The following is a 21,790-nucleotide window of genomic DNA, read 5'->3' on the forward strand; positions in this document are numbered from 1 at the left end:
TGCGTTTACCGGGCTTACATAACCTGTAGGCCGGGTAAGGCAAAGCCGCCACCCGGCAAAAGGAGAGCTTACTGCTTCGGCTCAGCAACCACTTTGCTACCCAGACCGCGGTTGTTGTACTCCCACATACGGTTGAAGTTAGCGTCGTTCAGGTTGCGCTGCACGTTCCCTTTATCGTCCACCGCACCGGTATTGCCGGAGAACGGACGTTTAGAGATCGCCGCATCCGCCCACGGCTTCGCCATGTTGAAGCCTTCGTTGATCACGCTGTCGCGGATCACCACCTGACCGTTGGTCGCCGCGTCCACGTCCAGGGAGCGTCCCAGCTGCGCCACGCCGTCACCGGCAGCGTTAAAGCGGCTGTTCACGGCCAGGAAGCCGAAGAAGAGGTTTGACGGGGTTGCCGGAGCAAACACGTAACCTTCCTGCTGGGTACGTGAGTTCACCACGCGGAAATCGGTGTTATCAAATACCACCGCGCCGCGGCCGGAGACCAGATCCACGTCACCTTCAACGTAGCTGTTGGTTACCAGCGTACGGGTCAGACGGTTATTCTGCAGGGTGTTCTGCACGCCGCTGTTGGTCACGAAGAAGGTGTTCTGACGACCCAGAATGTTGACGTTGTTAATCTGCACCTTATCGCCATCGCTGCGCAGCGCGACGGCCTGGTGGTTACCGGCGTCAACGCTGTCGCCCAGGGTATTCTGAATGGTCAGGTTCTGCAGCTGCAGACCGTTATTCTGGGACCAGAACACCGCAGAGCACATCACGCCAACCGTGGCGGAACGCTTGCTCTGGCAGTTATCAAACATGTACCACGCCGGTTTGCCCGGCATATATTTACCGGCCGGGTTCACCAGGTGACGCCAGGTGTTGCCGTCGATTTCAGAATCAATCGCCAGGCCAATTTTTACGTCGATTGCTTTTTCGCCCAGACCGTAAAGCGTAATGCTGCCCGGTGCCGCCGGAACATACACGGTGCCTTCATATTCGCCTGGCAGGATCGCGATGTACTGGCGAGACGCGCTGTGTTTCGTGATGGCAGCATCTACCGCAGCCTGAATAGAGGTATGCGTTACGCCCTGCGCACCTGCCGGGCCAACCACGAAGTCAGGCTGTTTCGGCAGGTTAATCGAAGACGGGGTCCACGGCGCAGCGTTAGGATCCATCGACGAGAAGTAGTGCGCACGGTCGAAGTTCTTCGCTTCATCAGCGGACAAAATCGGGCGGGAGGCGGTACCGGGCGCGACCTGCTCAGAAGGGCGCTGATCCGGTGGGGTTGAACTGCATGCGGATAAGGTCACGCCAAAGGCGAGCGCTAACGCCAGACGGGAAATCCTGGAAATGTTCAAGGTGAAGCTCCTGGGTATGCAAGTCTTTACGGGATAGACGAAATAGCCTGCTTTTTTATACTAAGTTGAGCGAAACGGGAAGATAAAAAGGGTAAAAGTTGCATTTTTAGCCCTGGAGCGGCGGGTAAGTGATCACAAATAAATAACATTTTCCGCAAAGTCGGTTGACAGCAGACAACAGATGAAAATAAATGTCTATACAACCCATGACAAGTGAAAGCCCATGCAGCAGATTCATCCTGACGATGTGATATGGCGAAATGCGCGACTGGCTACGATGGCGCCGGACGTCCGTGCGCCCTATGGACTGAAAGATCAACACGCCCTGGTTATACGGGGTCAAACTATCCTGGCCGTGATCCCTGAATCTGACATTCCGGCCGGACACACTCACTGTGTCGATCTTCAGGGTCGTCTGGTCACCCCGGGCCTGATTGACTGCCATACCCACCTGGTGTTTGGCGGCGATCGCGCGGCGGAGTGGGAGCAGCGTCTGAACGGTGTCTCTTATCAAACCATCAGCGCCCAGGGGGGCGGGATTAACGCGACCGTGACGGCGACGCGCAGCAGTTCACCCGAAACCCTGCTTAATCTGGCACAGCAGCGGCTTCAGCGTCTGATAAATGAAGGCGTCACCACGGTTGAAATAAAATCGGGATACGGCCTCAACGCCGATGCCGAAGAGAAAATGCTGCAGGTCGCACGCCAGCTGGGCCTCAATAATCCGATCGATATCAGCCCAACGCTGCTGGCGGCCCATGCCGTTCCGCCGGAATACCGACAGGATCCGGATGCCTACCTCACGCTGGTCTGCGATCAGATATTGCCCACGCTGTGGCAAAAAGAGTTGTTTGAAGCGGTCGACGTGTTCTGTGAAAACGTCGGCTTTACCCCGTCGCAAACCGAGCGCCTCTTCAAGGCGGCGACCGCGCTCGGTATTCCGGTGAAAGGGCACGTCGAGCAGCTGTCGAATCAGGGCGGGGCGGCGCTGGTCAGCCGGTATAAAGGACTCTCCGCCGATCATATCGAATATCTTGACGACGCAGGCGTTCAGGCGATGGCGCAAAGCGGCACGGTTGCGGTCCTGTTGCCGGGCGCGTTCTATTTTCTGCAGGAGCGCCAGCGTCCGCCGGTGGAACAGCTCAGAAAACAGGGCGTGCCAATGGCGGTCGCCACCGACTATAACCCCGGCACCAGCCCGTTTGCCAGCCTGCACCTGGCGATGAACATGGCCTGCGTCCAGTTTGGCCTGACGCCCGAGGAAGCCTGGGCTGGCGTCACGCGCCATGCCGCGCAGGCGCTGGGCCGCGGGGAAACCCACGGACAGCTACGAGCCGGGTTTGTCGCTGATTTTATCGTCTGGGATGCGCATCATCCGGTAGAGATGGTCTACGAGCCGGGACGCAATCCGCTGTATCAACGTATTTTCCGTGGGGAGGCAGTATGAGGTTATGGCGGCCCGTCGCCGAAACGGTCTGGCAGGGGCGCGACGACAGCGCCGAGGCCAGCAACGCAACGCGCATTTTCCAGACGATACGGCAGCAGGGAGCGTTCACGCCGCTGGCACCCGGCATTGCGCTGATAGGCTTTGAATGTGATGCAGGGGTAAAACGTAATCAGGGCAGGCCCGGCGCCGTGCAGGCGCCTGATGTGCTGCGTAAGGCGCTGGCAAATATGGCAAGCCATCTGGGACACGAGCGGCTGGCGGATATGGGGTCGGTTTACGTTGAAGGTGACGAGCTGGAAGCGGCACAGCAGGCGTTAAGCGATGCCGTGACAGCCTGCCAGCGGTCCGGGATGCGCACGCTGGTCTTTGGCGGCGGACACGAAACCGCGTGGGCGCACGGTCGCGGCGTGCTGGACGCCTTCCCGAACGAGCGGGTGGTCATTATCAACCTGGATGCCCATCTCGATCTGCGCAAGGCCGACCGGGCGACGTCCGGCACGCCGTTTCGCCAGCTGGCGCACTACTGCGATGAGCGCGGGCGGGCATTTCAGTACGCCTGTTTTGGCGTGAGCCGGGCGGCGAACACGCAGGCGCTGTGGGATGAGGCTGAACGCCTGAACGTCACGCTGGTGGAGGATCTCCATTTCAAGCGCGATGCGCTATCCGCGCTGGAAAAGGTGTTGGCCCAGGCCGATCGCGTCTACCTGACAATCGATCTGGACGTCCTGCCCGCCAGCGAAATGCCTGCCGTTTCCGCTCCGGCTGCGTTAGGCATACCGGCACTGGATCTCCTCCCCGTTATCGAACAAATCTGCCGTAGCGGTAAGCTACAGGCCGCCGATCTGGTAGAGTTTAACCCGCAGTTCGATCGGGACGGGCAGGGCGCAAAGCTTGCCGCCCGTCTGGCCTGGCAAATTGCTCACTGGTGGGCATAACACTATTCAAGGAGTCACGATGTTTTCACGCTCACCCCTGCCGCCGTCGAGCCCTCCCGCGCCTTTCTACGAAAAGGTGAAGCAGGCGATCAGCGAAAAAATCGCCACCGGCGTCTGGCGGCCGCACGACCGCATTCCCTCGGAGGCCGATCTGGTGGCGCAGTTTGGCTTTAGCCGGATGACCATCAACCGGGCGCTGCGCGAGCTGACCGACGAAGGGCTTCTGGTACGCCTGCAGGGCGTCGGGACGTTTGTGGCGGAGCCGAAAGGGCAGTCCGCCCTGTTTGAAATCCGCAGCATTGCGGACGAGATTGCCGCGCGTAATCATCAGCACCGCTGTGAGGTGCTGGTGCTCGAAGAGACCCAGGCCAGCGCCGAGCAGGCGGTAGAGCTGAACGTCAAAGAAGGCAGCCGCATCTTCCACTCCGTGATGGTGCATTTCGAAAACGACGTTCCGGTGCAGATTGAAGATCGCTGCGTGAACGCCGAACGGATACCGGACTATCTGAACCAGGATTACACCCAGACCACGCCGCATGCCTATCTCTCGCTCGTCGCACCGCTGACGGAAGGGGAGCACATTGTGGAGGCCGTGCGCGCCACGCCGCAGGAGTGCGAACGGCTGCGCATTAAAGAGCACGACCCGTGCCTGCTGATCCGCCGTCGAACCTGGTCCTCATCGCACATCGTGTCACATGCCCGGCTGCTTTTCCCGGGGAACCGTTACCGGCTGCAGGGCCACTTTATGTCATAAGTTTTATAAGCGTGATCGCTAACGCAATATAACAAAATTGTATCTTTTTTGTTAAATCTGACCTTGTGTGTGCTTGTCTATACAAGTATATCTAAATGCATCATCTGTCCCGTATAGGAGCACACAATGTCGTCAGGTAAATACCGCCAGCAGGACGTCCGCGCCGCGCGCGGCACCACCCTTACTGCCAAAAGCTGGCTCACCGAAGCCCCGCTGCGCATGTTGATGAACAACCTTGATCCTGAGGTGGCGGAAAACCCCCACGAGCTGGTGGTCTACGGCGGCATTGGCCGCGCCGCGCGCAACTGGGAATGCTATGACGCCATTGTTAAGGCACTGACCGAACTCGAAAACGACGAAACCCTGCTGGTGCAGTCCGGCAAGCCGGTTGGCGTGTTTAAAACCCACAAAAACGCCCCGCGCGTGCTGATCGCCAACTCTAACCTCGTACCGCACTGGGCCACCTGGGAACACTTCAACGAACTCGACGCGAAAGGGCTGGCGATGTATGGCCAGATGACCGCCGGGAGCTGGATCTACATCGGCAGCCAGGGGATCGTGCAGGGCACCTACGAAACCTTCGTGGAGGCCGGTCGCCAGCACTACAACGGCTCGCTGAAAGGCCGCTGGGTATTGACCGCCGGTCTTGGCGGGATGGGCGGCGCGCAGCCGCTGGCCGCCACGCTGGCCGGCGCGTGCTCGCTGAACATTGAGTGCCAGCAGAGCCGCATTGATTTCCGTCTGCGTACCCGTTACGTCGACGAACAGGCCGAGAATCTCGATGACGCGCTGGCGCGCATCAAAAAGTACACATCCGAAGGCAAAGCGGTGTCGATTGCCCTGTGCGGCAACGCGGCGGACATTCTTCCTGAACTCGTTGCCCGCGGCGTGCGCCCGGATCTGGTCACCGACCAGACCAGCGCCCATGACCCGCTGCACGGCTACCTGCCAAAAGGCTGGACGTGGGAAGCCTACCAGCAAAAAGCGGAAACCGATCCGGAAGGCACGGTGCTTGCCGCGAAACGCGCCATGGCGGAACACGTCTCCGCGATGCTGGCCTTCAGCCAGATGGGCATTCCGACCTTTGACTACGGCAACAACATCCGCCAGATGGCGAAAGAGATGGGCGTGAGTAACGCCTTCGACTTCCCGGGCTTCGTCCCGGCCTATATCCGCCCGCTGTTCTGCCGCGGCATCGGTCCGTTCCGCTGGGTTGCCCTGTCCGGTGACCCGGAGGATATCTACAAAACCGACGCCAAAGTGAAGGAGATTGTCGCGGATGACGAGCATCTTCACCACTGGCTGGACATGGCCCGCGAGCGCATTAACTTCCAGGGCCTGCCGGCGCGTATCTGCTGGGTAGGGCTGGAGTGGCGTCAAAAACTGGGCCTCGCCTTCAACGAAATGGTGCGCAACGGTGAAGTTTCCGCGCCGATCGTCATCGGCCGAGACCACCTGGACTCCGGCTCCGTCGCCAGCCCGAACCGCGAAACCGAAGCCATGCGCGACGGCTCGGACGCGGTCTCCGACTGGCCATTGCTGAACGCCCTGCTCAACACCGCCAGCGGCGCGACCTGGGTGTCGCTGCACCACGGCGGCGGCGTGGGAATGGGCTTCTCCCAGCATTCCGGGATGGTCATCGTCTGCGACGGTACCGATGAAGCCGCCGCGCGTATCGCTCGCGTGCTCCACAACGACCCGGCCACCGGCGTGATGCGTCACGCGGATGCGGGTTACGAGATTGCCATTGACTGTGCCAAAGAGCAGGGACTTAACCTGCCGATGATCCCTGCCACACAAGGAAAGCATGAATGAACGCGTTAACACTCACTCCCGGCTCACTGACGCTCAAGCAGCTGCGTAACGTCTGGCGTCAGCCGGTCACCCTGTCGCTGGATGAAAGCGCCCACGCCGCCATTAACGACAGCGTCGCCTGCGTTGAAGCCATCGTTGCTGAAGGGCGCACGGCTTACGGGATTAATACCGGCTTTGGGCTGCTGGCGCAGACCCGCATCGCGACGCACGATCTGGAAAACCTGCAGCGTTCGCTGGTGCTGTCGCACGCGGCGGGCGTCGGTCAGCCGCTTGACGATGAGATTGTCCGTCTGATGATGGTGCTCAAAATCAACAGCCTGGCGCGCGGTTTCTCCGGCATTCGCCTGAGCGTGATTCAGGCGCTGATGGCGCTGGTGAATGCGGAGGTCTATCCGTGGATCCCGGCGAAGGGCTCCGTCGGTGCCTCCGGCGATCTCGCGCCGCTGGCGCACATGTCGCTGCTGCTGCTGGGCGAAGGCAAAGCGCGCTGGCAGGGCGAGTGGCTGCCTGCGAAAGAGGCGCTGAAAAAAGCCGGCTTAACGCCGATCACGCTGGCGGCGAAAGAGGGGTTGGCGTTGCTGAACGGCACTCAGGCATCGACCGCCTTCGCGCTGCGCGGCCTGTTTGAAGCGGAAGATCTGTTTGCCTCGGCGGTGGTGTGCGGTGCGCTGACCACCGAAGCGGTGCTGGGCTCGCGTCGCCCGTTCGATGCCCGCATCCACGAGGTGCGCGGTCAGCGGGGACAGATTGATGCCGCCGCGATGTACCGTCACGTGCTTACCGACACCAGCGAGATCGCGGAGTCACACCACAACTGTGAGAAGGTGCAGGATCCGTATTCCCTGCGCTGCCAGCCGCAGGTGATGGGCGCGTGCCTGACGCAGCTGCGCCAGGCGGCGGCGGTGCTGCTGGTGGAGGCCAACGCGGTCTCCGATAACCCGCTGGTGTTCGCCCAGGAAAACGAGGTGGTCTCCGGGGGCAACTTCCACGCCGAGCCGGTGGCAATGGCGGCGGATAATATCGCGCTGGCGATTGCCGAAGTCGGCGCGTTGTCCGAGCGCCGCATCGCGCTGATGATGGATAAACATATGTCCCAGCTGCCACCGTTCCTGGTGCGTAACGGCGGGGTTAACTCGGGCTTTATGATTGCCCAGGTGACCGCAGCAGCGCTGGCAAGCGAGAACAAGGCGCTGTCGCACCCGCACAGCGTGGACAGCCTGCCAACCTCGGCCAATCAGGAAGATCACGTTTCGATGGCACCGGCTGCCGGGCGTCGTCTCTGGGAAATGGCCTCCAACACCCGCGGCGTGCTGGCGGTGGAATGGCTGGCGGCAAGTCAGGGTATCGATCTGCGTGAAGGGCTTAAATCCAGCCCGCTGCTGGAGCAGGCGCGTCATGCGCTGCGCGAGCACGTATCGCATTACGACGACGACCGCTTCTTTGCCCCGGATATTGATAAGGCGATGCAGCTTCTGGAAGAGGGGCGGCTGGTGGGGCTGTTACCTTCGGTGCTGTGATTTTTTTGCCCGGTGGCGCTGCGCTTACCGGGCCTACGAGTACGAAATCCAGGCCGGGTAAGGCGTAGCCGCCACCCGGCTTTTTTTACGAATACATCGCCGTAATCGACGCGCTCCCCAGGGAATGGAAATGCACGTTAAACCCGACCATCGCGCCGCTCGCGCCTTCATCGACGTCAATCTTCTCCACATCCAGCGCGTGCACCGTGAAGATATAGCGGTGAGTTTCACCTTTTGGTGGCGCCGCGCCGCCGTAGCCCGCTTTACCAAAGTCAGTACGCGTCTGAATGGCACCTTCAGGCAGGGCAACCAGGCCTGAACCGGAACCCTGCGGCAGCACGCGCGTGTCGGCAGGCAGGTTCGCCACGATCCAGTGCCACCATCCGGAACCGGTTGGCGCATCCGGGTCATAGCATGTCACGACAAAGCTTTTGGTGCCTGCCGGAACCTCGTCCCACGCCAGGTGCGGGGAGATGTTATCGCCCTGATACCCCATGCCGTTGAAAACGTGCCGTTCCGGCAGCTTTTCGCCGTCGCGCAGATCTTTACTGATGATTTTCATACGGTTTACCCTCGTTGATCGCTCGTTCAGCAAGTGTAATGCATTGGGTTAAATCGTGAAATGCGCGGGAATGTTAACGGCTGTTACAACCGCGTCGGTTAATTTTCGAAGCTGCTCTGGCGTGATGCTGTACGGCGGCATCAGATAGATAAGCTTGCCGAAAGGCCGGACCCACACGCCCTGGTCCACGAAGAAGCGCTGCAGCGCCGCCATATTCACCGGATGGGTGGTTTCAATCACCCCGATGGCGCCCAGCACGCGCACGTCCGCCACGAAATTCGCGCCCGAGGCGGCGCTCAGCTCCGATTTCAGCTGCGCTTCTATCGCCGCAACCTGCGTCTGCCACTCGCCGCTCTCCAGAATCGCAAGGCTTTCACTCGCCACGGCGCAGGCCAGCGGGTTACCCATAAACGTCGGGCCGTGCATAAAGCAGCCGGCTTCACCGTCGCTGATGGTGTCGGCCACCTGGCGGGTCGTGAGCGTGGCGGAGAGCGTCATGGTGCCGCCCGTCAGCGCTTTGCCGAGGCATAGAATATCCGGGGCGATACCCGCATGTTCGCAGGCAAACAGCTTGCCGGTGCGGCCAAAGCCGGTGGCGATCTCATCGGCAATCAGCAGAATGCCCTCGCGGTCGCACATCCTGCGAATACGCTTCAGCCATTCCGGGTGGTACATCCGCATCCCGCCCGCGCCCTGCACGATCGGTTCAAGAATGACGGCGGCAATCTCATGACGATGCGCCGCCATCAGTCGGGCGAAGCCGACCATGTCCATCTCGTTCCACTCGCCGTCGAAGCGGCTCTGCGGCGCCGGGGCGAACAGGTTTTCCGGCAGATACCCCTTCCACAGGCTGTGCATGGAGTTGTCCGGATCGCACACCGACATCGCTCCGAAGGTATCCCCGTGATAGCCGTTGCGGAAGGTGAGGAAACGCTGGCGCGCTTCGCCCTTCGCATGCCAGTACTGCAGCGCCATTTTCATCGCCACTTCCACCGCCACGGAGCCGGAATCCGCCAGGAACACGCACTCCAGCGAGTCAGGCGTCATCGCCACCAGACGGCGGCATAAATCCACCGCGGGCTGGTGGGTGAGCCCGCCAAACATCACGTGCGACATCTGGTCAATCTGCGCCTTCATCGCCGCGTTCAGGCGCGGGTGGTTATACCCGTGAATCGCCGCCCACCAGGAGGACATCCCGTCAACGAGCTGTTCGCCGCTGGCGAGGTGCAGCTCGCAGCCGTGGGCGGAGGCCACCGGATAGACGGGAAGGGGGCGGGTGGTGGAGGTGTAAGGGTGCCAGATATGCTGCTTGTCGAAGGCGAGATCGTCCTGGGTCATAATCGACTTGTAAACCATTTTGAAAAGTTTTAGGTTTACGAGTATAAACCGAACCGAAAATTAACAAAACCCTTTGGAGAAGCCCGATGGCTCACCACGCACGCTGGACGATGTCGCAAGTTACTGAATTATTCAACAAACCTTTCCTTGAGCTGATGTTCGAAGCCCAACAGGTGCATCGTCAGCACTTCGATCCCCGCCATGTTCAGGTCAGCACGCTGCTGTCGATCAAGACCGGCGCCTGCCCCGAAGACTGCAAATATTGCCCGCAGAGCGCGCGCTACAAAACCGGCCTGGAGTCAGAGCGCCTGATGGAGGTCGAGCAGGTCCTCGACTCCGCGCGCAAGGCGAAAAACGCCGGCTCGACCCGCTTCTGCATGGGCGCGGCGTGGAAGAACCCGCACGATCGCGACATGCCGTATCTTGAGCAGATGGTGAAGGGCGTGAAGGAGATGGGCCTCGAAGCCTGCATGACCCTCGGCACGCTCAACGAAGAGCAGGCGCAGCGCCTCTCGGCGGCGGGGCTGGATTACTACAACCACAACCTCGACACCTCGCCGGAATTTTACGGCAATATCATCACCACGCGTACCTACCAGGAGCGTCTGGATACGCTGGATAAGGTGCGTGACGCGGGGATCAAGGTCTGCTCCGGCGGCATCGTGGGCTTAGGCGAGACGGTGAAAGACCGCGCGGGCCTGCTGCTGCAGCTGGCGAACCTGCCGACCCCGCCGGAAAGCGTGCCGATCAACATGCTGGTGAAGGTCAAGGGCACGCCGCTGGCGGATAACGAGGACGTGGATGCGTTTGATTTTATCCGCACCATCGCGGTGGCGCGCATCATGATGCCAACGTCTTACGTTCGCCTCTCAGCGGGCCGCGAGCAGATGAACGAGCAGACCCAGGCGATGTGCTTTATGGCCGGCGCCAACTCCATCTTCTACGGCTGCAAGCTGCTGACCACGCCGAACCCGGAAGAGGACAAAGACGTTCAGCTGTTCCGCAAGCTGGGGCTGAACCCGCACCAGACCGAGGTGCTGACGGGCGATAACGAGCAACAGCAGCAGCTGGAGCAGCAGATTTTTAACGCCGACACCGACCAGTTCTACAACGCGGCAGCCGTATGACCTGGCAGGCACGTATCAACTCTGCGCTTGACGAGCGTCGGGCGGCAGAGGCATTTCGCGTTCGCAGGGTGGTGGAAAACGGCGCGGGCCGTTTTCTTACCCGTGAAGGCCAGCAGTTCTGCAATTTCTCCAGCAACGACTATCTCGGGCTGAGCCAGCATCCGGCCATTATCCGCGCCTGGCAGCAGGGCGCGGAGCGGTTTGGCGTGGGCAGCGGCGGATCGGGACACGTCAGCGGATACACCACGGCGCATCAGGCGCTGGAAGAGGCGCTTGCCGACTGGCTGGGCTACCCGCGCGCGCTGCTGTTTATCTCTGGGTTTGCCGCCAACCAGGCGGTCATCACGGCCCTGATGGGCAAGGACGATCGCATTGTCGCCGACCGCCTGAGCCACGCCTCCCTGCTGGAGGCGGCAAATTTAAGCCCGGCGCAGCTGCGGCGTTTTGCCCATAACGATGCGGGGCAGCTTGCTGCGCTGCTGGATAAACCCTGCGACGGACAACAGCTGGCGGTCACGGAAGGGGTGTTCAGCATGGACGGCGACAGCGCGCCGCTTGCCGCGCTGCACGAGGCCGCAAAGCGGCAGCATGCCTGGCTGCTGGTGGACGATGCCCACGGCACTGGCGTGATGGGCGACGAAGGGCGCGGGAGCGCATACCAGCAAAACGTGAAGCCGGAGCTGCTGATTGTCACCTTCGGCAAAGGCTTTGGCGTCAGCGGCGCCGCCGTGCTGTGCAGCGAATCCGTCGCCGACTATCTGCTGCAGTTTGCCCGCCACCTGATTTACAGCACCAGCATGCCTCCGGCGCAGGCCGTAGCGCTGTCGGCGTCGCTGGCTGTCATCCGCAGCGCAGAAGGGGAGGAGCGTCGCCAGCGGCTGGCAGAGCATATCTCCCGCTTCCGTCAGGGACTCGCGGCGCTGCCTTTCCACAGTCCCGATTCGCAGAGCGCTATTCAGCCGGTGATTGTCGGTGAAAACGGCCGCGCGCTGGCACTGGCACAGGCGCTGCGCCAGCGGGGCATGTGGGTCACGGCCATCCGCCCGCCCACCGTCCCACCGGGCACGGCGCGGCTGCGCTTAACCCTGACGGCGGCGCATGAAGCACAGGATATTGAGACGTTGCTGGAGGCGCTCCATGATGCCGGTGAATAAGCAGGCCATCGCGGCCGCATTTGGCCGCGCCGCGCAGAGCTATTCGCAGCATGATGAGCTGCAGCGTCTGAGCGCGCAGGGGCTTCTGGCCGCCCTTGGCGAGAACGGTTTTCCACAGGTGCTGGACGCCGGCTGTGGTCCCGGCAGCAACAGCCGCTACTGGCGCGGGGCGGGAAGCCAGGTGACGGCTATCGATCTCTCAGCCCGGATGCTGGAAGAGGCACGCCAGCGGCAGGCGGCAGATCGTTATCTGCTGGCCGATATCGAGGCGATCCCGCTGGCGGACGCGCAGTTCGATCTGGTCTGGAGCCATCTGGCGGTTCAGTGGTGCAGCAGCCTGCCGCAGGCCCTGCGCGAGCTTTATCGCGTGGCGCGGCCGGGCGGGAAGGTGGCCTTTACCACCCTGCTGGAAAGTTCGCTGCCGGAGCTGAATCAGGCCTGGAAAGCGGTGGATGAACAGCCGCACGCTAACCGGTTTTTATCGCATGAGCAGGTGACGCAGGCGCTGGCAGGCTGGCGCTATCGCAGCACGGTGCAGACCATCACGCTCAATTTTAGCGATGCGTTCAGCGCCATGCGTTCGCTGAAGGGCATCGGCGCCACGCACCTGCATACCGGACGCGAGAAAAAACCGCTTACCCGGGGGCAGCTGCAGCGCCTTGAGCTGGCCTGGCCGCAGCAGCGGGGGCATTTCCCGCTCTCCTATCAACTTTTTCATGGGGTTATCGAACGTGACTGAACGTTATTTTGTCACCGGCACGGACACAGAAGTGGGCAAAACGGTTGCCAGCACGGCATTGCTGCAGGCGGCACGGCTGCTCGGGAAAAACACCGCCGGGTATAAGCCCGTGGCGTCCGGCAGCGAGATGACGGCGGAAGGGTTACGCAACACCGACGCGCTGGCGCTCCAGCGTAACAGCACGCGTGAACTCGCCTATTCTGCAGTGAATCCGTACACCTTTGCCGAGCCGACCTCACCGCACATTATCAGCGCCGATGAAGGCCGTCCGATTGATTTCACCGTGCTTTCCGCCGGACTGCGGACGCTGGAAAGCCAGGCCGACTGGGTGCTGGTGGAAGGGGCTGGCGGCTGGTTTACGCCGCTTTCAGACACGCAGACGTTTGCTGACTGGGTGCAGGCCGAGCAGCTTCCGGTCATTCTTGTCGTCGGCGTCAAGCTGGGCTGCATCAATCACGCCATGTTGACCGCGCAGGCCGTACAGCAGGCAGGGCTGCGTCTTGCGGGCTGGATAGCCAACGACGTGGTTGCGCCGGGTAAACGCCATCAGGCGTATCTGGCGACGCTCAGGCGCGTCCTTCCCGCGCCGTGCCTCGGGGAGATCCCCTGGCTGGCTGACGGCGCGGAAAATGCCGAAATCGGACGTTATCTCGATCTCAGCGTTTTGCTTCCCGCGACATCCAGTGAGCGATAAGCTCATCATCCAGTTCGGTAACGTGGCCCTGCGCCACGTTACGCCCGCGATAGAGCAGACAGAAACGGTCCGCCACCCGGCGGATAAACGACAGCTGCTGCTCCGCTAACAGCACCGTCATCCCTAACTCCCGGTTTAAGCGCCCCAGCAGCTGCACCAGCTTCTGGGCAACGCTGTGCCCCGCGCCGTGCAGCGGTTCATCCAGGATCAGCAGGTGAGGGCGGTTCACCAGCGCATTAGCCAGCGCCAGCTGATACTGGTCGTCCGGAGAGAGCGTGTTGGCGCGGGTTCGTCGCAAAGCATAGAGCGCCGGGAACAGGTCGTAAACGTCATTTTTCGCCTCTGGGTTCGGTTTTCCCGTCGCCCGCATGGCGATATGCAGGTTCTCCTCAATCGTGAGCTGGGAGAAGATCCGCCTGTCCTGCGAGACATAGCCTATCCCCGGCCCGGAACGCTGTTCTGGTGGCGGATTGAGCAAATCGCGCGGCGGCGCGCCCGCCTCATACCAGATGATGCTGCCGCTTTCGACGGGCACTTTCCCGGCGATGCAGTTCATGAGGGTGGTTTTCCCCATCCCCGGCAGGCCAACGACGCCTGTACACATCCCTTGCGGAAAATCTAAATCCACATTCCATAGCGTATGTTGACTTCCGTAAAACTGATTCACTGCACGCAGGCTCAACATCTTTCTCTCCTTAAAAATGTGTGTAGGTGTGGCTCGTTGTTAAACTGCAAAACCCCTGCCATAAAGCGGAAAGTGATTAAAAAAGCGTCTTTTTTAGGAATAAGTCACAGAAGCGCGGGGGATAAAAAGGGGGATTGCACATCGACGGTGCCGACGGTGGTGAGTTGTGGTGCAGAGCCAGAAATGATGGAAATGTGAGCAAGATCTCGTCAGTTGGTTATGAATGACGCGACTGTTAATCAGCAAAAAAGAGCTATAAAAATTTTTTGCTGCCGCCTCGTGGGAAAATCCGGGAATTTGCAGAGCGCCAGTCTGTATGGGCTGGAAGCAGTTATCCACTATTCCTGTGGATAACCATGTGCATTAGAGTTAGAAAACACGCGATAAGCGAGAGAAGACGCGGCTTACGCCCAAATTGACGCGAAACGCGGCTTTAGAAAATATCGTTTATTTTTTAATTGGTTAGATAAAATCAATTCCCGTCATGAAAGTGTCACCCGTTGCCATAAAACTATCATTACCTGGCTTGACAAATGTTAAAAAAGAAAAAGTTCTGGGGATAACCTGACCTGACTGGTGTTTTATGTTGCCACTGTCCAAATTTTGGCCGCTATCGCGCTAATCATTCAGGCGCTATGCTAAATATCCTGACATGCTACTGGTTTTTCATCCAGTGTTTTTTACTGGCATTCCTGGCAACAAGGAGTAAAATTATTCACCTGCCGCTTATAACGTCATCAGGTTGTCGCCCATGAGTAAACCGTTCAAATTGAATTCTGCTTTCCGTCCGTCTGGCGATCAGCCTGAAGCGATCCGTCGTCTGGAAGAGGGGCTGGAAGATGGGCTGGCGCACCAGACGCTGCTCGGGGTTACCGGCTCGGGTAAAACCTTTACCATTGCCAACGTGATTGCGGATCTCCAGCGCCCTACGATGGTGCTGGCGCCCAACAAAACCCTGGCGGCGCAGCTTTACGGCGAGATGAAAGAGTTCTTCCCGGAAAACGCCGTTGAGTATTTCGTCTCCTACTACGATTACTACCAGCCAGAAGCCTATGTGCCGAGCTCTGATACCTTCATCGAGAAAGATGCGTCGGTGAACGAACACATTGAGCAGATGCGACTGTCGGCCACTAAGGCGCTGCTGGAGCGTCGCGATGTGGTTGTGGTGGCCTCTGTTTCGGCGATTTACGGCCTGGGCGACCCGGATCTCTATCTCAAGATGATGCTGCACCTGACGCAGGGGATGATCATCGACCAGCGCGCGATTTTGCGTCGTCTGGCGGAGCTGCAGTACACCCGCAACGACCAGGCCTTCCAGCGTGGTACGTTCCGCGTGCGCGGCGAAGTGATCGACATCTTCCCGGCGGAATCGGACGATATGGCGCTGCGCGTTGAGCTATTTGACGAGGAGGTCGAACGCCTGTCGCTCTTCGACCCGCTGACCGGACACGTTGAGTCAGTGATCCAGCGCTTCACCATCTACCCGAAAACGCACTACGTGACGCCGCGCGAGCGTATCGTGCAGGCGATGGAAGAGATCAAAGTGGAGCTGGCCGAGCGCCGCAAAGTGCTGCTGGCGAACAATAAGCTGCTGGAAGAGCAGCGCCTCAGCCAGCGTACTCAGTTCGACCTGGAGATGATGAACGAGCTGGGCTACTGCTCCGGCATCGAAAACTACTCCCGCTTCCTCTCCGGGCGCGGGCCGGGCGAGCCGCCGCCGACGCTGTTTGATTACCTGCCAGCAGACGGTTTGCTGGTGATCGACGAATCCCACGTCACGATCCCGCAGATCGGCGGAATGTACCGCGGCGACCGGGCGCGTAAAGAGACGCTGGTGGAGTACGGATTCCGCCTGCCGTCAGCGCTGGATAACCGTCCGATGAAGTTTGAAGAGTTTGAGGCGCTGGCGCCGCAAACCATCTACGTCTCTGCCACGCCGGGCAACTACGAGCTGGAAAAATCGGGCGATGAGGTGGTTGACCAGGTAGTGCGTCCGACCGGGCTGCTGGACCCGATTATCGAGGTGCGTCCGGTGGCGACGCAGGTAGACGACCTGCTCTCTGAGATCCGCGCCCGTTCCGCCATTAACGAGCGCGTGCTGGTGACCACGCTCACCAAGCGTATGGCGGAAGACCTGACCGAGTATCTCGAAGAGCACGGCGAGAAGGTGCGTTATCTGCACTCGGATATCGATACCGTGGAGCGCATGGAGATTATCCGCGACCTGCGTCTGGGCGAGTTTGACGTGCTGGTAGGGATTAACCTGCTGCGGGAAGGTCTGGATATGCCGGAAGTCTCCCTGGTGGCGATTCTGGACGCGGATAAAGAGGGCTTCCTGCGTTCCGAGCGTTCGCTGATTCAGACCATTGGCCGCGCCGCGCGTAACGTCAACGGTAAAGCGATTCTGTACGGTGACAAAATTACCCCGTCGATGGCGAAAGCGATCGGTGAGACGGAGCGCCGCCGCGAGAAGCAGCAGCGCTACAACGAAGAGCACGGCATTACCCCGCAGGGGCTGAACAAGAAGGTGGTGGATATTCTGGCGCTGGGCCAGAACATTGCCAAAACCAAAGCGAAAGGCCGCGGCAAGGCGCGTTCAGTGGTGGAAGAAGATACCGTCGTGCTGACGCCGAAGGCGCTGCAGCAGAAGATCCACGAGCTGGAAGGGCAGATGATGCAGCACGCGCAGAACCTGGAGTTCGAAGAGGCGGCGCAGATCCGCGACCAGCTTCATCAGCTGCGGGATCTGTTTATCGCGGCATCGTGAGTTTTTTGCCCGGTGGCGCTGCGCTTACCGGGCCTACAGGTTTAGCGTCTTTTGTCGCCCCGGTAAGCGCAGCGCCACCGGGGTTTTTGTTAACCCAACGCCTGAATCGCTTTCTCCAGCGCCTCGCGCAGCAGGTGGCGGTCGTGACGGTACTTGATGTCTGAGGCCTCCAGCGGCTCCTGCACCACCAGACGATCGCCGATACCGGATACATCCACCTTTGGCCCCACCACCACGCCGTCAATGATCTTTTTACCGACGTAGTGCTCCATCAAACTGAGTTTATCCGCCAGCGACAGGCTTGCGGCTGCCGGGCTCAGCTCACGCCCTAAATTGCCGATGTAGACCATCGGCGCCGGGGTGCGGCGCAGCGCCTGCGCCAGCTCTTTCACCAGCAGGATCGGCATCAGGCTGGTGTAAAAGCTGCCCGGACCGATCAGAATTAAATCCGCATCGCCAATTGCTTCTACGGCTTCACGCGTCGCCGGCACGCTCGGGTAAGTCATCAGCTCTTTGGGCGGCAGCAGAAGCTGGTCAATATTCACCTCGCCGTACACTTCATGCCCTTCGGCGTCGATGGCCATCAAATCGACCGGTTGTTCAGACATCGGGATCAGAAATGCGTCCACTTTGAGCAGGTTACGGATCAGATTGATGGCTTCAAGAGGCCTTACGCTCAGGTGATCCAGCGCCTTTAACATCAGATTTCCGAGGTTATGCCCGGAAAGTTCGCCATTGCCGCCAAAACGGTACTCAAACATCGCCGATGCGACGCTCGGCTCGGTAATTAACTGGTTCAGGCAGTTGCGCATATCGCCCCAGGCAATGCCGCCTTCGGCACGTCTGATCCGCCCGGTTGAGCCGCCGTTATCGGTGGTGGTCACTATCCCTGTCAGCCTTGAGCCGAGTGACGACAAAGAGGACATAACGCGGCCCAGGCCGTGGCCTCCGCCAAGAGCGACCACTCGGTCAAGATCCGCAAAAGTGCGATTGCGCATACGTATTCCTTATCACGTTCGATCGCGTAACAGTAACCTAACTACCCCTAAAAGACGATGCCTCACCCGAAGCAAAATGACGTATATCAATGTGAAAGTGCAATTTTTAGGTATTCTGTAGCGAAAATGCAGGATTGATTCGCTATATACGTAATTATATAGCGAAAAGCGATAATGGCGCTGTCAGACTTTCCGCGCTACTATCGCCTTAACCACGTTTTCAACACTGAAAACATACACTCTAGCCCTTGTGCCTGTGTCGAAAGATATGGCGCTCTGGCCGTGGCGAATTTGCCACCAGGGTACAGAAAGAAATGACTGTGCCTCCCGTATCTGGAAAGGTGTACATGGCTTCACAACTTACTGATGCTTTCGCGCGTAAGTTTTATTACTTACGTCTGTCGATTACCGATGTGTGCAACTTCCGTTGCACCTACTGCCTGCCCGACGGCTACAAACCGGGCAGCGTCACCAATAACGGCTTTCTCTCCGTGGATGAAGTGCGCCGCGTTACGCGCGCCTTCTCTGAGCTCGGCACCGAAAAAGTGCGTCTGACCGGCGGTGAACCCTCTCTGCGCCGTGATTTCCCGGACATCATTGCTGCCGTGCGTGAAAACGACCGCATTCGCCAGATTGCCGTGACCACCAACGGTTACCGCATGGCGCGCGACGTGGCCACCTGGCGCGATGCGGGCTTAACCGCCATTAACGTCAGCGTGGACAGTCTCGACGCCCGCCAGTTTCACGCCATTACCGGCCAGGATAAATTCCGCCAGGTGATGGACGGCATCGACGCGGCGTTCAGCGCCGGGTTCGAGAAGGTCAAAGTCAATACGGTGCTGATGCGCGACGTCAACCACCATCAGCTGGACACCTTCCTCGCCTGGATCAAATCCCGCCCCATTCAGCTGCGCTTTATTGAGCTGATGGAAACCGGCGAGGGCAGCGAGCTGTTCCGCCGTCATCACATCTCCGGCATGGTCCTGCGCGACGCGCTGCTGAAACGCGGCTGGATCCACCAGATCCGCCAGCGCAGCGACGGCCCGGCGCAGGTCTTCTGCCATCCTGATTACGAAGGCGAAATTGGGCTTATCATGCCTTACGAGAAAGACTTCTGCGCCAGCTGCAACCGCCTGCGCGTCTCTTCCGTCGGCAAGCTGCACCTGTGCCTGTTCGGGGACGGCGGCGTAGACCTGCGCGATCTGCTGGCAGACGATGCCCAGCAGGAGGCGCTTGAAGCGCGCATTTCTGAAGCGCTGACGCATAAAAAACAGACCCACTTCCTGCATCAGGGCAATACCGGCATTACTCAGAACCTGTCTTACATCGGCGGGTAATCAGGCTTAAGAAGGAATCAGAAGATGAGTCAGGTAAGCGCAGAATTTATCCCGACACGCATTGCTATCCTTACCGTTTCCGATCGCCGTGGCGAAGAGGATGATACCTCCGGCCACTGGCTGCGCGAGGCGGCCCATGACGCGGGACATCACATCGTCGATAAAGCGATCGTGAAGGAGAACCGCTACGCCATTCGCGCGCAGGTCTCTCAGTGGATCGCCAGCGATGAGGTGCAGGTGGTGCTGATCACCGGCGGCACCGGCTTTACCGCGGGCGATCAGGCCCCCGAAGCGCTGATCCCGCTGTTCGACCGCGAGGTGGAAGGCTTCGGCGAGGTGTTCCGCATGCTCTCCTTTGAAGAGATTGGCACCTCCACGCTGCAGTCGCGCGCCGTTGCCGGGGTGGCGAACAACACCCTGATTTTCGCCATGCCGGGCTCGACCAAAGCCTGCCGCACCGCGTGGGAAAACATCATCGCCCCGCAGTTGGATGCCCGTACCCGTCCGTGTAATTTCCATCCCCATTTAAAGAAATAAGCTATGTCACAACTGACCCACATTAACGCCGCTGGCGAAGCGCATATGGTGGACGTCTCCGCCAAAGCGGAAACGGTGCGCGAAGCGCGCGCCGAAGCGTTCGTCACCATGCTGCCGGAAACGCTGGCGATGATTATCGACGGCAGCCACCATAAGGGCGACGTCTTTGCCACTGCGCGCATCGCGGGTATTCAGGCCGCCAAGCGCACCTGGGACTTAATTCCGCTGTGCCATCCGCTGATGCTGAGCAAGGTGGAGGTAAACCTGCAGGCGCAGCCGGAGCACAATCGCGTGCGCATTGAATCGCTGTGCCGCTTAACCGGCAAAACCGGCGTGGAGATGGAGGCGCTGACGGCAGCGTCCGTGGCCGCGCTGACCATCTATGACATGTGCAAAGCGGTGCAGAAAGACATGGTGATTGGCCCGGTTCGCCTGCTGGCAAAAAGCGGCGGCAAATCCGGTGATTTTAAGGTGGACAGCCATGATTAAGGTGCTCTTTTTTGCGCAGGTGCGCGAGCTGGTGAATACCGACAGCCTGACGCTGGATGCCTCTTTTGAAAACGTTGCGGCCCTGCGCGCGCATCTGGCGGCACAGGGCGACCGCTGGGCGCTGGCGCTCGATGAAGGGAAGCTGCTGGCCGCCGTTAACCAGACGCTGGTGGAGCTTACCCATCCGCTGAAGGCCGGGGATGAAGTGGCCTTCTTCCCGCCGGTCACAGGGGGCTAATATGAGTGAAACCCGCATTCTGGTTGGCCCTGAGCGCTTTAACGTAGGGACAGAATACAGCTGGCTGGCGGAACGCGACGAAGACGGTGCGGTCGTGACCTTTACCGGCAAAGTGCGCAATCACAACCTCGGTGACAGCGTGAAGGCGCTGACGCTGGAGCACTATCCCGGCATGACCGAGAAATCGCTGGCGGAGATAGTGGACGAGGCGCGAGGCCGCTGGCCGCTCGGACGCGTCACGGTGATTCACCGTATCGGCGAGATGTGGCCCGGCGAGGAGATTGTCTTTGTCGGGGTGACCAGCGCGCACCGCGGCAGCGCGTTTGCGGCAGGGGAGTTCATTATGGATTACCTCAAAACCAGAGCGCCGTTCTGGAAGCGCGAAGCCACGCCGGAAGGCGATCGCTGGGTAGAATCTCGCGACAGCGATAAACAGGCCGCCAGCCGTTGGTAGTCGGTTTACGTGGATGTGTTACTCTTAACGTGTGTGTTTACTTAATCTTAATCAGGAGTGAATCATGGACCGATTTCCGCGTTCCGATTCAATAGTGCAGCAGACCCGTAGCGGCCTGCAGACGTATATGGCGCAGGTGTACGGCTGGATGACGGTTGGCCTGCTGCTTACCGCGTTTATCGCGTGGTATGCGGCGAATACGCCGGAGCTGATGATGTTTATCTTCTCCAGCAAAATCACCTTCTTTGGGCTGATTATTGCGCAGCTGGCGCTGGTGTTTGTGCTTTCGGGTCTGGTGCACAAGCTAAGTGCCGGCATGGCAACGACCCTGTTTATGCTCTATTCGGCGCTAACGGGGCTGACGCTTTCCAGTATTTTCATCGTTTACACCTACTCCTCCATCGCCAGCACCTTCGTGGTCACCGGCGGGATGTTTGGTGCGATGAGCCTGTACGGCTACACCACGAAGCGCGATCTGAGCGGTTTCGGCAGCATGCTGTTTATGGGGCTGATCGGGATTGTGCTGGCGTCGCTGGTGAACCTGTGGCTCAAGAGCGACGCGCTGATGTGGGCCGTGACCTATATCGGGGTGGTGCTCTTCGTCGGGTTGACGGCTTATGACACGCAGAAGCTGAAAAACATCGGCGAGCAGATCGACGTGCGCGACAGTTCAAACCTGCGCAAATACTCGATTCTGGGCGCGCTGACGCTCTATCTGGACTTCATCAACCTGTTCCTGATGCTGCTGCGGATTTTAGGCAACCGTCGCTAAGGTTGCTTTGCCGGGTGGCGGCTTCGCCTTACCCGGCCTGCAAAGCGCGAACCGTAGGTCGGGTAAGGCGAAGCCGCCA

The 21,790-nt window shown here is 59.9% G+C and carries 21 protein-coding genes and 1 riboswitch; of the genes, 16 read left to right on the forward strand and 5 right to left on the reverse strand.

The window, feature by feature from the left end; translation table 11 throughout:
* Positions 1–68: 68 nt before the first annotated feature.
* Positions 69–1,352, reverse strand: coding sequence for a putative acyl-CoA thioester hydrolase (locus tag ACVCAM_RS00235; RefSeq protein WP_407223181.1), 1,284 nt, complete (start codon positions 1,350–1,352; stop codon positions 69–71).
* A 223-nt stretch (positions 1,353–1,575) separates the two neighbouring features.
* On the opposite strand from ACVCAM_RS00235, the gene hutI reads away from it, so the two are divergent.
* From hutI to hutH, 5 genes are all read left to right on the forward strand, one after another.
* Positions 1,576–2,799, forward strand: a complete 1,224-nt coding sequence (gene hutI, locus ACVCAM_RS00240; protein ID WP_407223182.1) for an imidazolonepropionase — start codon at positions 1,576–1,578, stop codon at positions 2,797–2,799.
* Positions 2,796–3,734, forward strand: coding sequence for a formimidoylglutamase (gene hutG / locus ACVCAM_RS00245; protein ID WP_407223183.1), 939 nt, complete (start codon positions 2,796–2,798; stop codon positions 3,732–3,734). The genes hutI and hutG overlap by 4 nt, the downstream gene beginning before the upstream one ends.
* Before the next feature lie 19 nt (positions 3,735–3,753).
* Complete coding sequence (locus ACVCAM_RS00250; protein WP_023326935.1) at positions 3,754–4,488, forward strand: histidine utilization repressor; 735 nt, start codon at positions 3,754–3,756, stop codon at positions 4,486–4,488.
* 126 nt (positions 4,489–4,614) lie between these two features.
* Positions 4,615–6,303 (forward strand): urocanate hydratase, encoded by a 1,689-nt coding sequence (gene hutU, locus ACVCAM_RS00255; RefSeq protein ID WP_045405901.1) that lies wholly within the window; start codon positions 4,615–4,617, stop codon positions 6,301–6,303.
* Positions 6,300–7,820 carry a histidine ammonia-lyase gene (gene hutH, locus ACVCAM_RS00260; RefSeq protein WP_126349085.1) on the forward strand — a complete coding sequence of 507 codons (1,521 nt, stop codon included), beginning with the start codon at positions 6,300–6,302 and terminating at the stop codon, positions 7,818–7,820. The genes hutU and hutH overlap by 4 nt, the downstream gene beginning before the upstream one ends.
* A gap of 85 nt (positions 7,821–7,905) precedes the next feature.
* Here hutH and ACVCAM_RS00265 read toward each other — a convergent pair whose 3' ends face one another.
* Both ACVCAM_RS00265 and bioA read right to left on the reverse strand, forming a co-directional pair.
* Positions 7,906–8,382 (reverse strand): kinase inhibitor, encoded by a 477-nt coding sequence (locus tag ACVCAM_RS00265; RefSeq protein WP_126349086.1) that lies wholly within the window; start codon positions 8,380–8,382, stop codon positions 7,906–7,908.
* 48 nt (positions 8,383–8,430) lie between these two features.
* A complete protein-coding gene (gene bioA, locus ACVCAM_RS00270) occupies positions 8,431–9,720 on the reverse strand; it encodes an adenosylmethionine--8-amino-7-oxononanoate transaminase (protein ID WP_376744024.1) in 1,290 nt (429 codons plus the stop codon).
* Between the two features lie 86 nt (positions 9,721–9,806).
* On the opposite strand from bioA, the gene bioB reads away from it, so the two are divergent.
* From bioB to bioD, 4 genes are read left to right on the forward strand one after another with little or no spacing between them, the layout of a single operon-like run.
* Positions 9,807–10,847, forward strand: coding sequence for a biotin synthase BioB (gene bioB / locus ACVCAM_RS00275; protein ID WP_008501133.1), 1,041 nt, complete (start codon positions 9,807–9,809; stop codon positions 10,845–10,847).
* Entirely contained in the window at positions 10,844–12,001 is a 1,158-nt protein-coding gene (gene bioF / locus ACVCAM_RS00280) for an 8-amino-7-oxononanoate synthase (protein WP_126349088.1), read from the forward strand. The genes bioB and bioF overlap by 4 nt, the downstream gene beginning before the upstream one ends.
* On the forward strand, positions 11,985–12,740 hold the full coding sequence (bioC, locus tag ACVCAM_RS00285; protein WP_045336678.1) for a malonyl-ACP O-methyltransferase BioC: 756 nt from the start codon (positions 11,985–11,987) through the stop codon (positions 12,738–12,740). The genes bioF and bioC overlap by 17 nt, the downstream gene beginning before the upstream one ends.
* Positions 12,733–13,434 carry a dethiobiotin synthase gene (gene bioD, locus ACVCAM_RS00290; protein ID WP_126305876.1) on the forward strand — a complete coding sequence of 234 codons (702 nt, stop codon included), beginning with the start codon at positions 12,733–12,735 and terminating at the stop codon, positions 13,432–13,434. Before bioC ends, bioD begins: the two co-directional genes overlap by 8 nt.
* Here the strand turns inward: bioD and ACVCAM_RS00295 are convergent.
* Positions 13,397–14,119 carry an ABC transporter ATP-binding protein gene (locus ACVCAM_RS00295; protein WP_044596955.1) on the reverse strand — a complete coding sequence of 241 codons (723 nt, stop codon included), beginning with the start codon at positions 14,117–14,119 and terminating at the stop codon, positions 13,397–13,399. The two genes, bioD and ACVCAM_RS00295, sit on opposite strands and share 38 nt — an antisense overlap.
* A 751-nt stretch (positions 14,120–14,870) precedes the next feature.
* Between ACVCAM_RS00295 and uvrB the strand changes: the two genes are divergently transcribed.
* Entirely contained in the window at positions 14,871–16,886 is a 2,016-nt protein-coding gene (gene uvrB / locus ACVCAM_RS00300) for an excinuclease ABC subunit UvrB (protein ID WP_008501138.1), read from the forward strand.
* Between the two features lie 89 nt (positions 16,887–16,975).
* Here the strand turns inward: uvrB and yvcK are convergent, their stop codons facing one another.
* On the reverse strand, positions 16,976–17,884 hold the full coding sequence (gene yvcK / locus ACVCAM_RS00305) for a uridine diphosphate-N-acetylglucosamine-binding protein YvcK (RefSeq protein ID WP_021240993.1): 909 nt from the start codon (positions 17,882–17,884) through the stop codon (positions 16,976–16,978).
* A 225-nt stretch (positions 17,885–18,109) separates the two neighbouring features.
* A riboswitch (molybdenum cofactor riboswitch) is annotated at positions 18,110–18,244 on the forward strand.
* Here yvcK and moaA point away from each other — a divergent pair.
* From moaA to ACVCAM_RS00335, 6 genes are all read left to right on the forward strand, one after another.
* On the forward strand, positions 18,232–19,221 hold the full coding sequence (gene moaA, locus ACVCAM_RS00310) for a GTP 3',8-cyclase MoaA (protein ID WP_008501140.1): 990 nt from the start codon (positions 18,232–18,234) through the stop codon (positions 19,219–19,221). It overlaps the preceding riboswitch by 13 nt.
* Positions 19,222–19,245: 24 nt before the next feature.
* Positions 19,246–19,758, forward strand: coding sequence for a molybdenum cofactor biosynthesis protein B (moaB, locus tag ACVCAM_RS00315; protein ID WP_023292963.1), 513 nt, complete (start codon positions 19,246–19,248; stop codon positions 19,756–19,758).
* Between the two features lie 3 nt (positions 19,759–19,761).
* The gene (gene moaC / locus ACVCAM_RS00320; RefSeq protein WP_008501142.1) at positions 19,762–20,247 is read left to right on the forward strand and encodes a cyclic pyranopterin monophosphate synthase MoaC; all 486 of its coding nucleotides are present in this window, start codon (positions 19,762–19,764) and stop codon (positions 20,245–20,247) included.
* Positions 20,240–20,485 (forward strand): molybdopterin synthase sulfur carrier subunit, encoded by a 246-nt coding sequence (moaD, locus tag ACVCAM_RS00325; protein ID WP_048222134.1) that lies wholly within the window; start codon positions 20,240–20,242, stop codon positions 20,483–20,485. Before moaC ends, moaD begins: the two co-directional genes overlap by 8 nt.
* Position 20,486: 1 nt before the next feature.
* Positions 20,487–20,939, forward strand: a complete 453-nt coding sequence (moaE, locus tag ACVCAM_RS00330) for a molybdopterin synthase catalytic subunit MoaE (RefSeq protein ID WP_025912864.1) — start codon at positions 20,487–20,489, stop codon at positions 20,937–20,939.
* 64 nt (positions 20,940–21,003) lie between these two features.
* Positions 21,004–21,711, forward strand: a complete 708-nt coding sequence (locus ACVCAM_RS00335) for a Bax inhibitor-1/YccA family protein (protein WP_008501145.1) — start codon at positions 21,004–21,006, stop codon at positions 21,709–21,711.
* Positions 21,712–21,790: the final 79 nt, after the last annotated feature.

The organism is Enterobacter sp. CFEC122, from assembly GCF_052983755.1.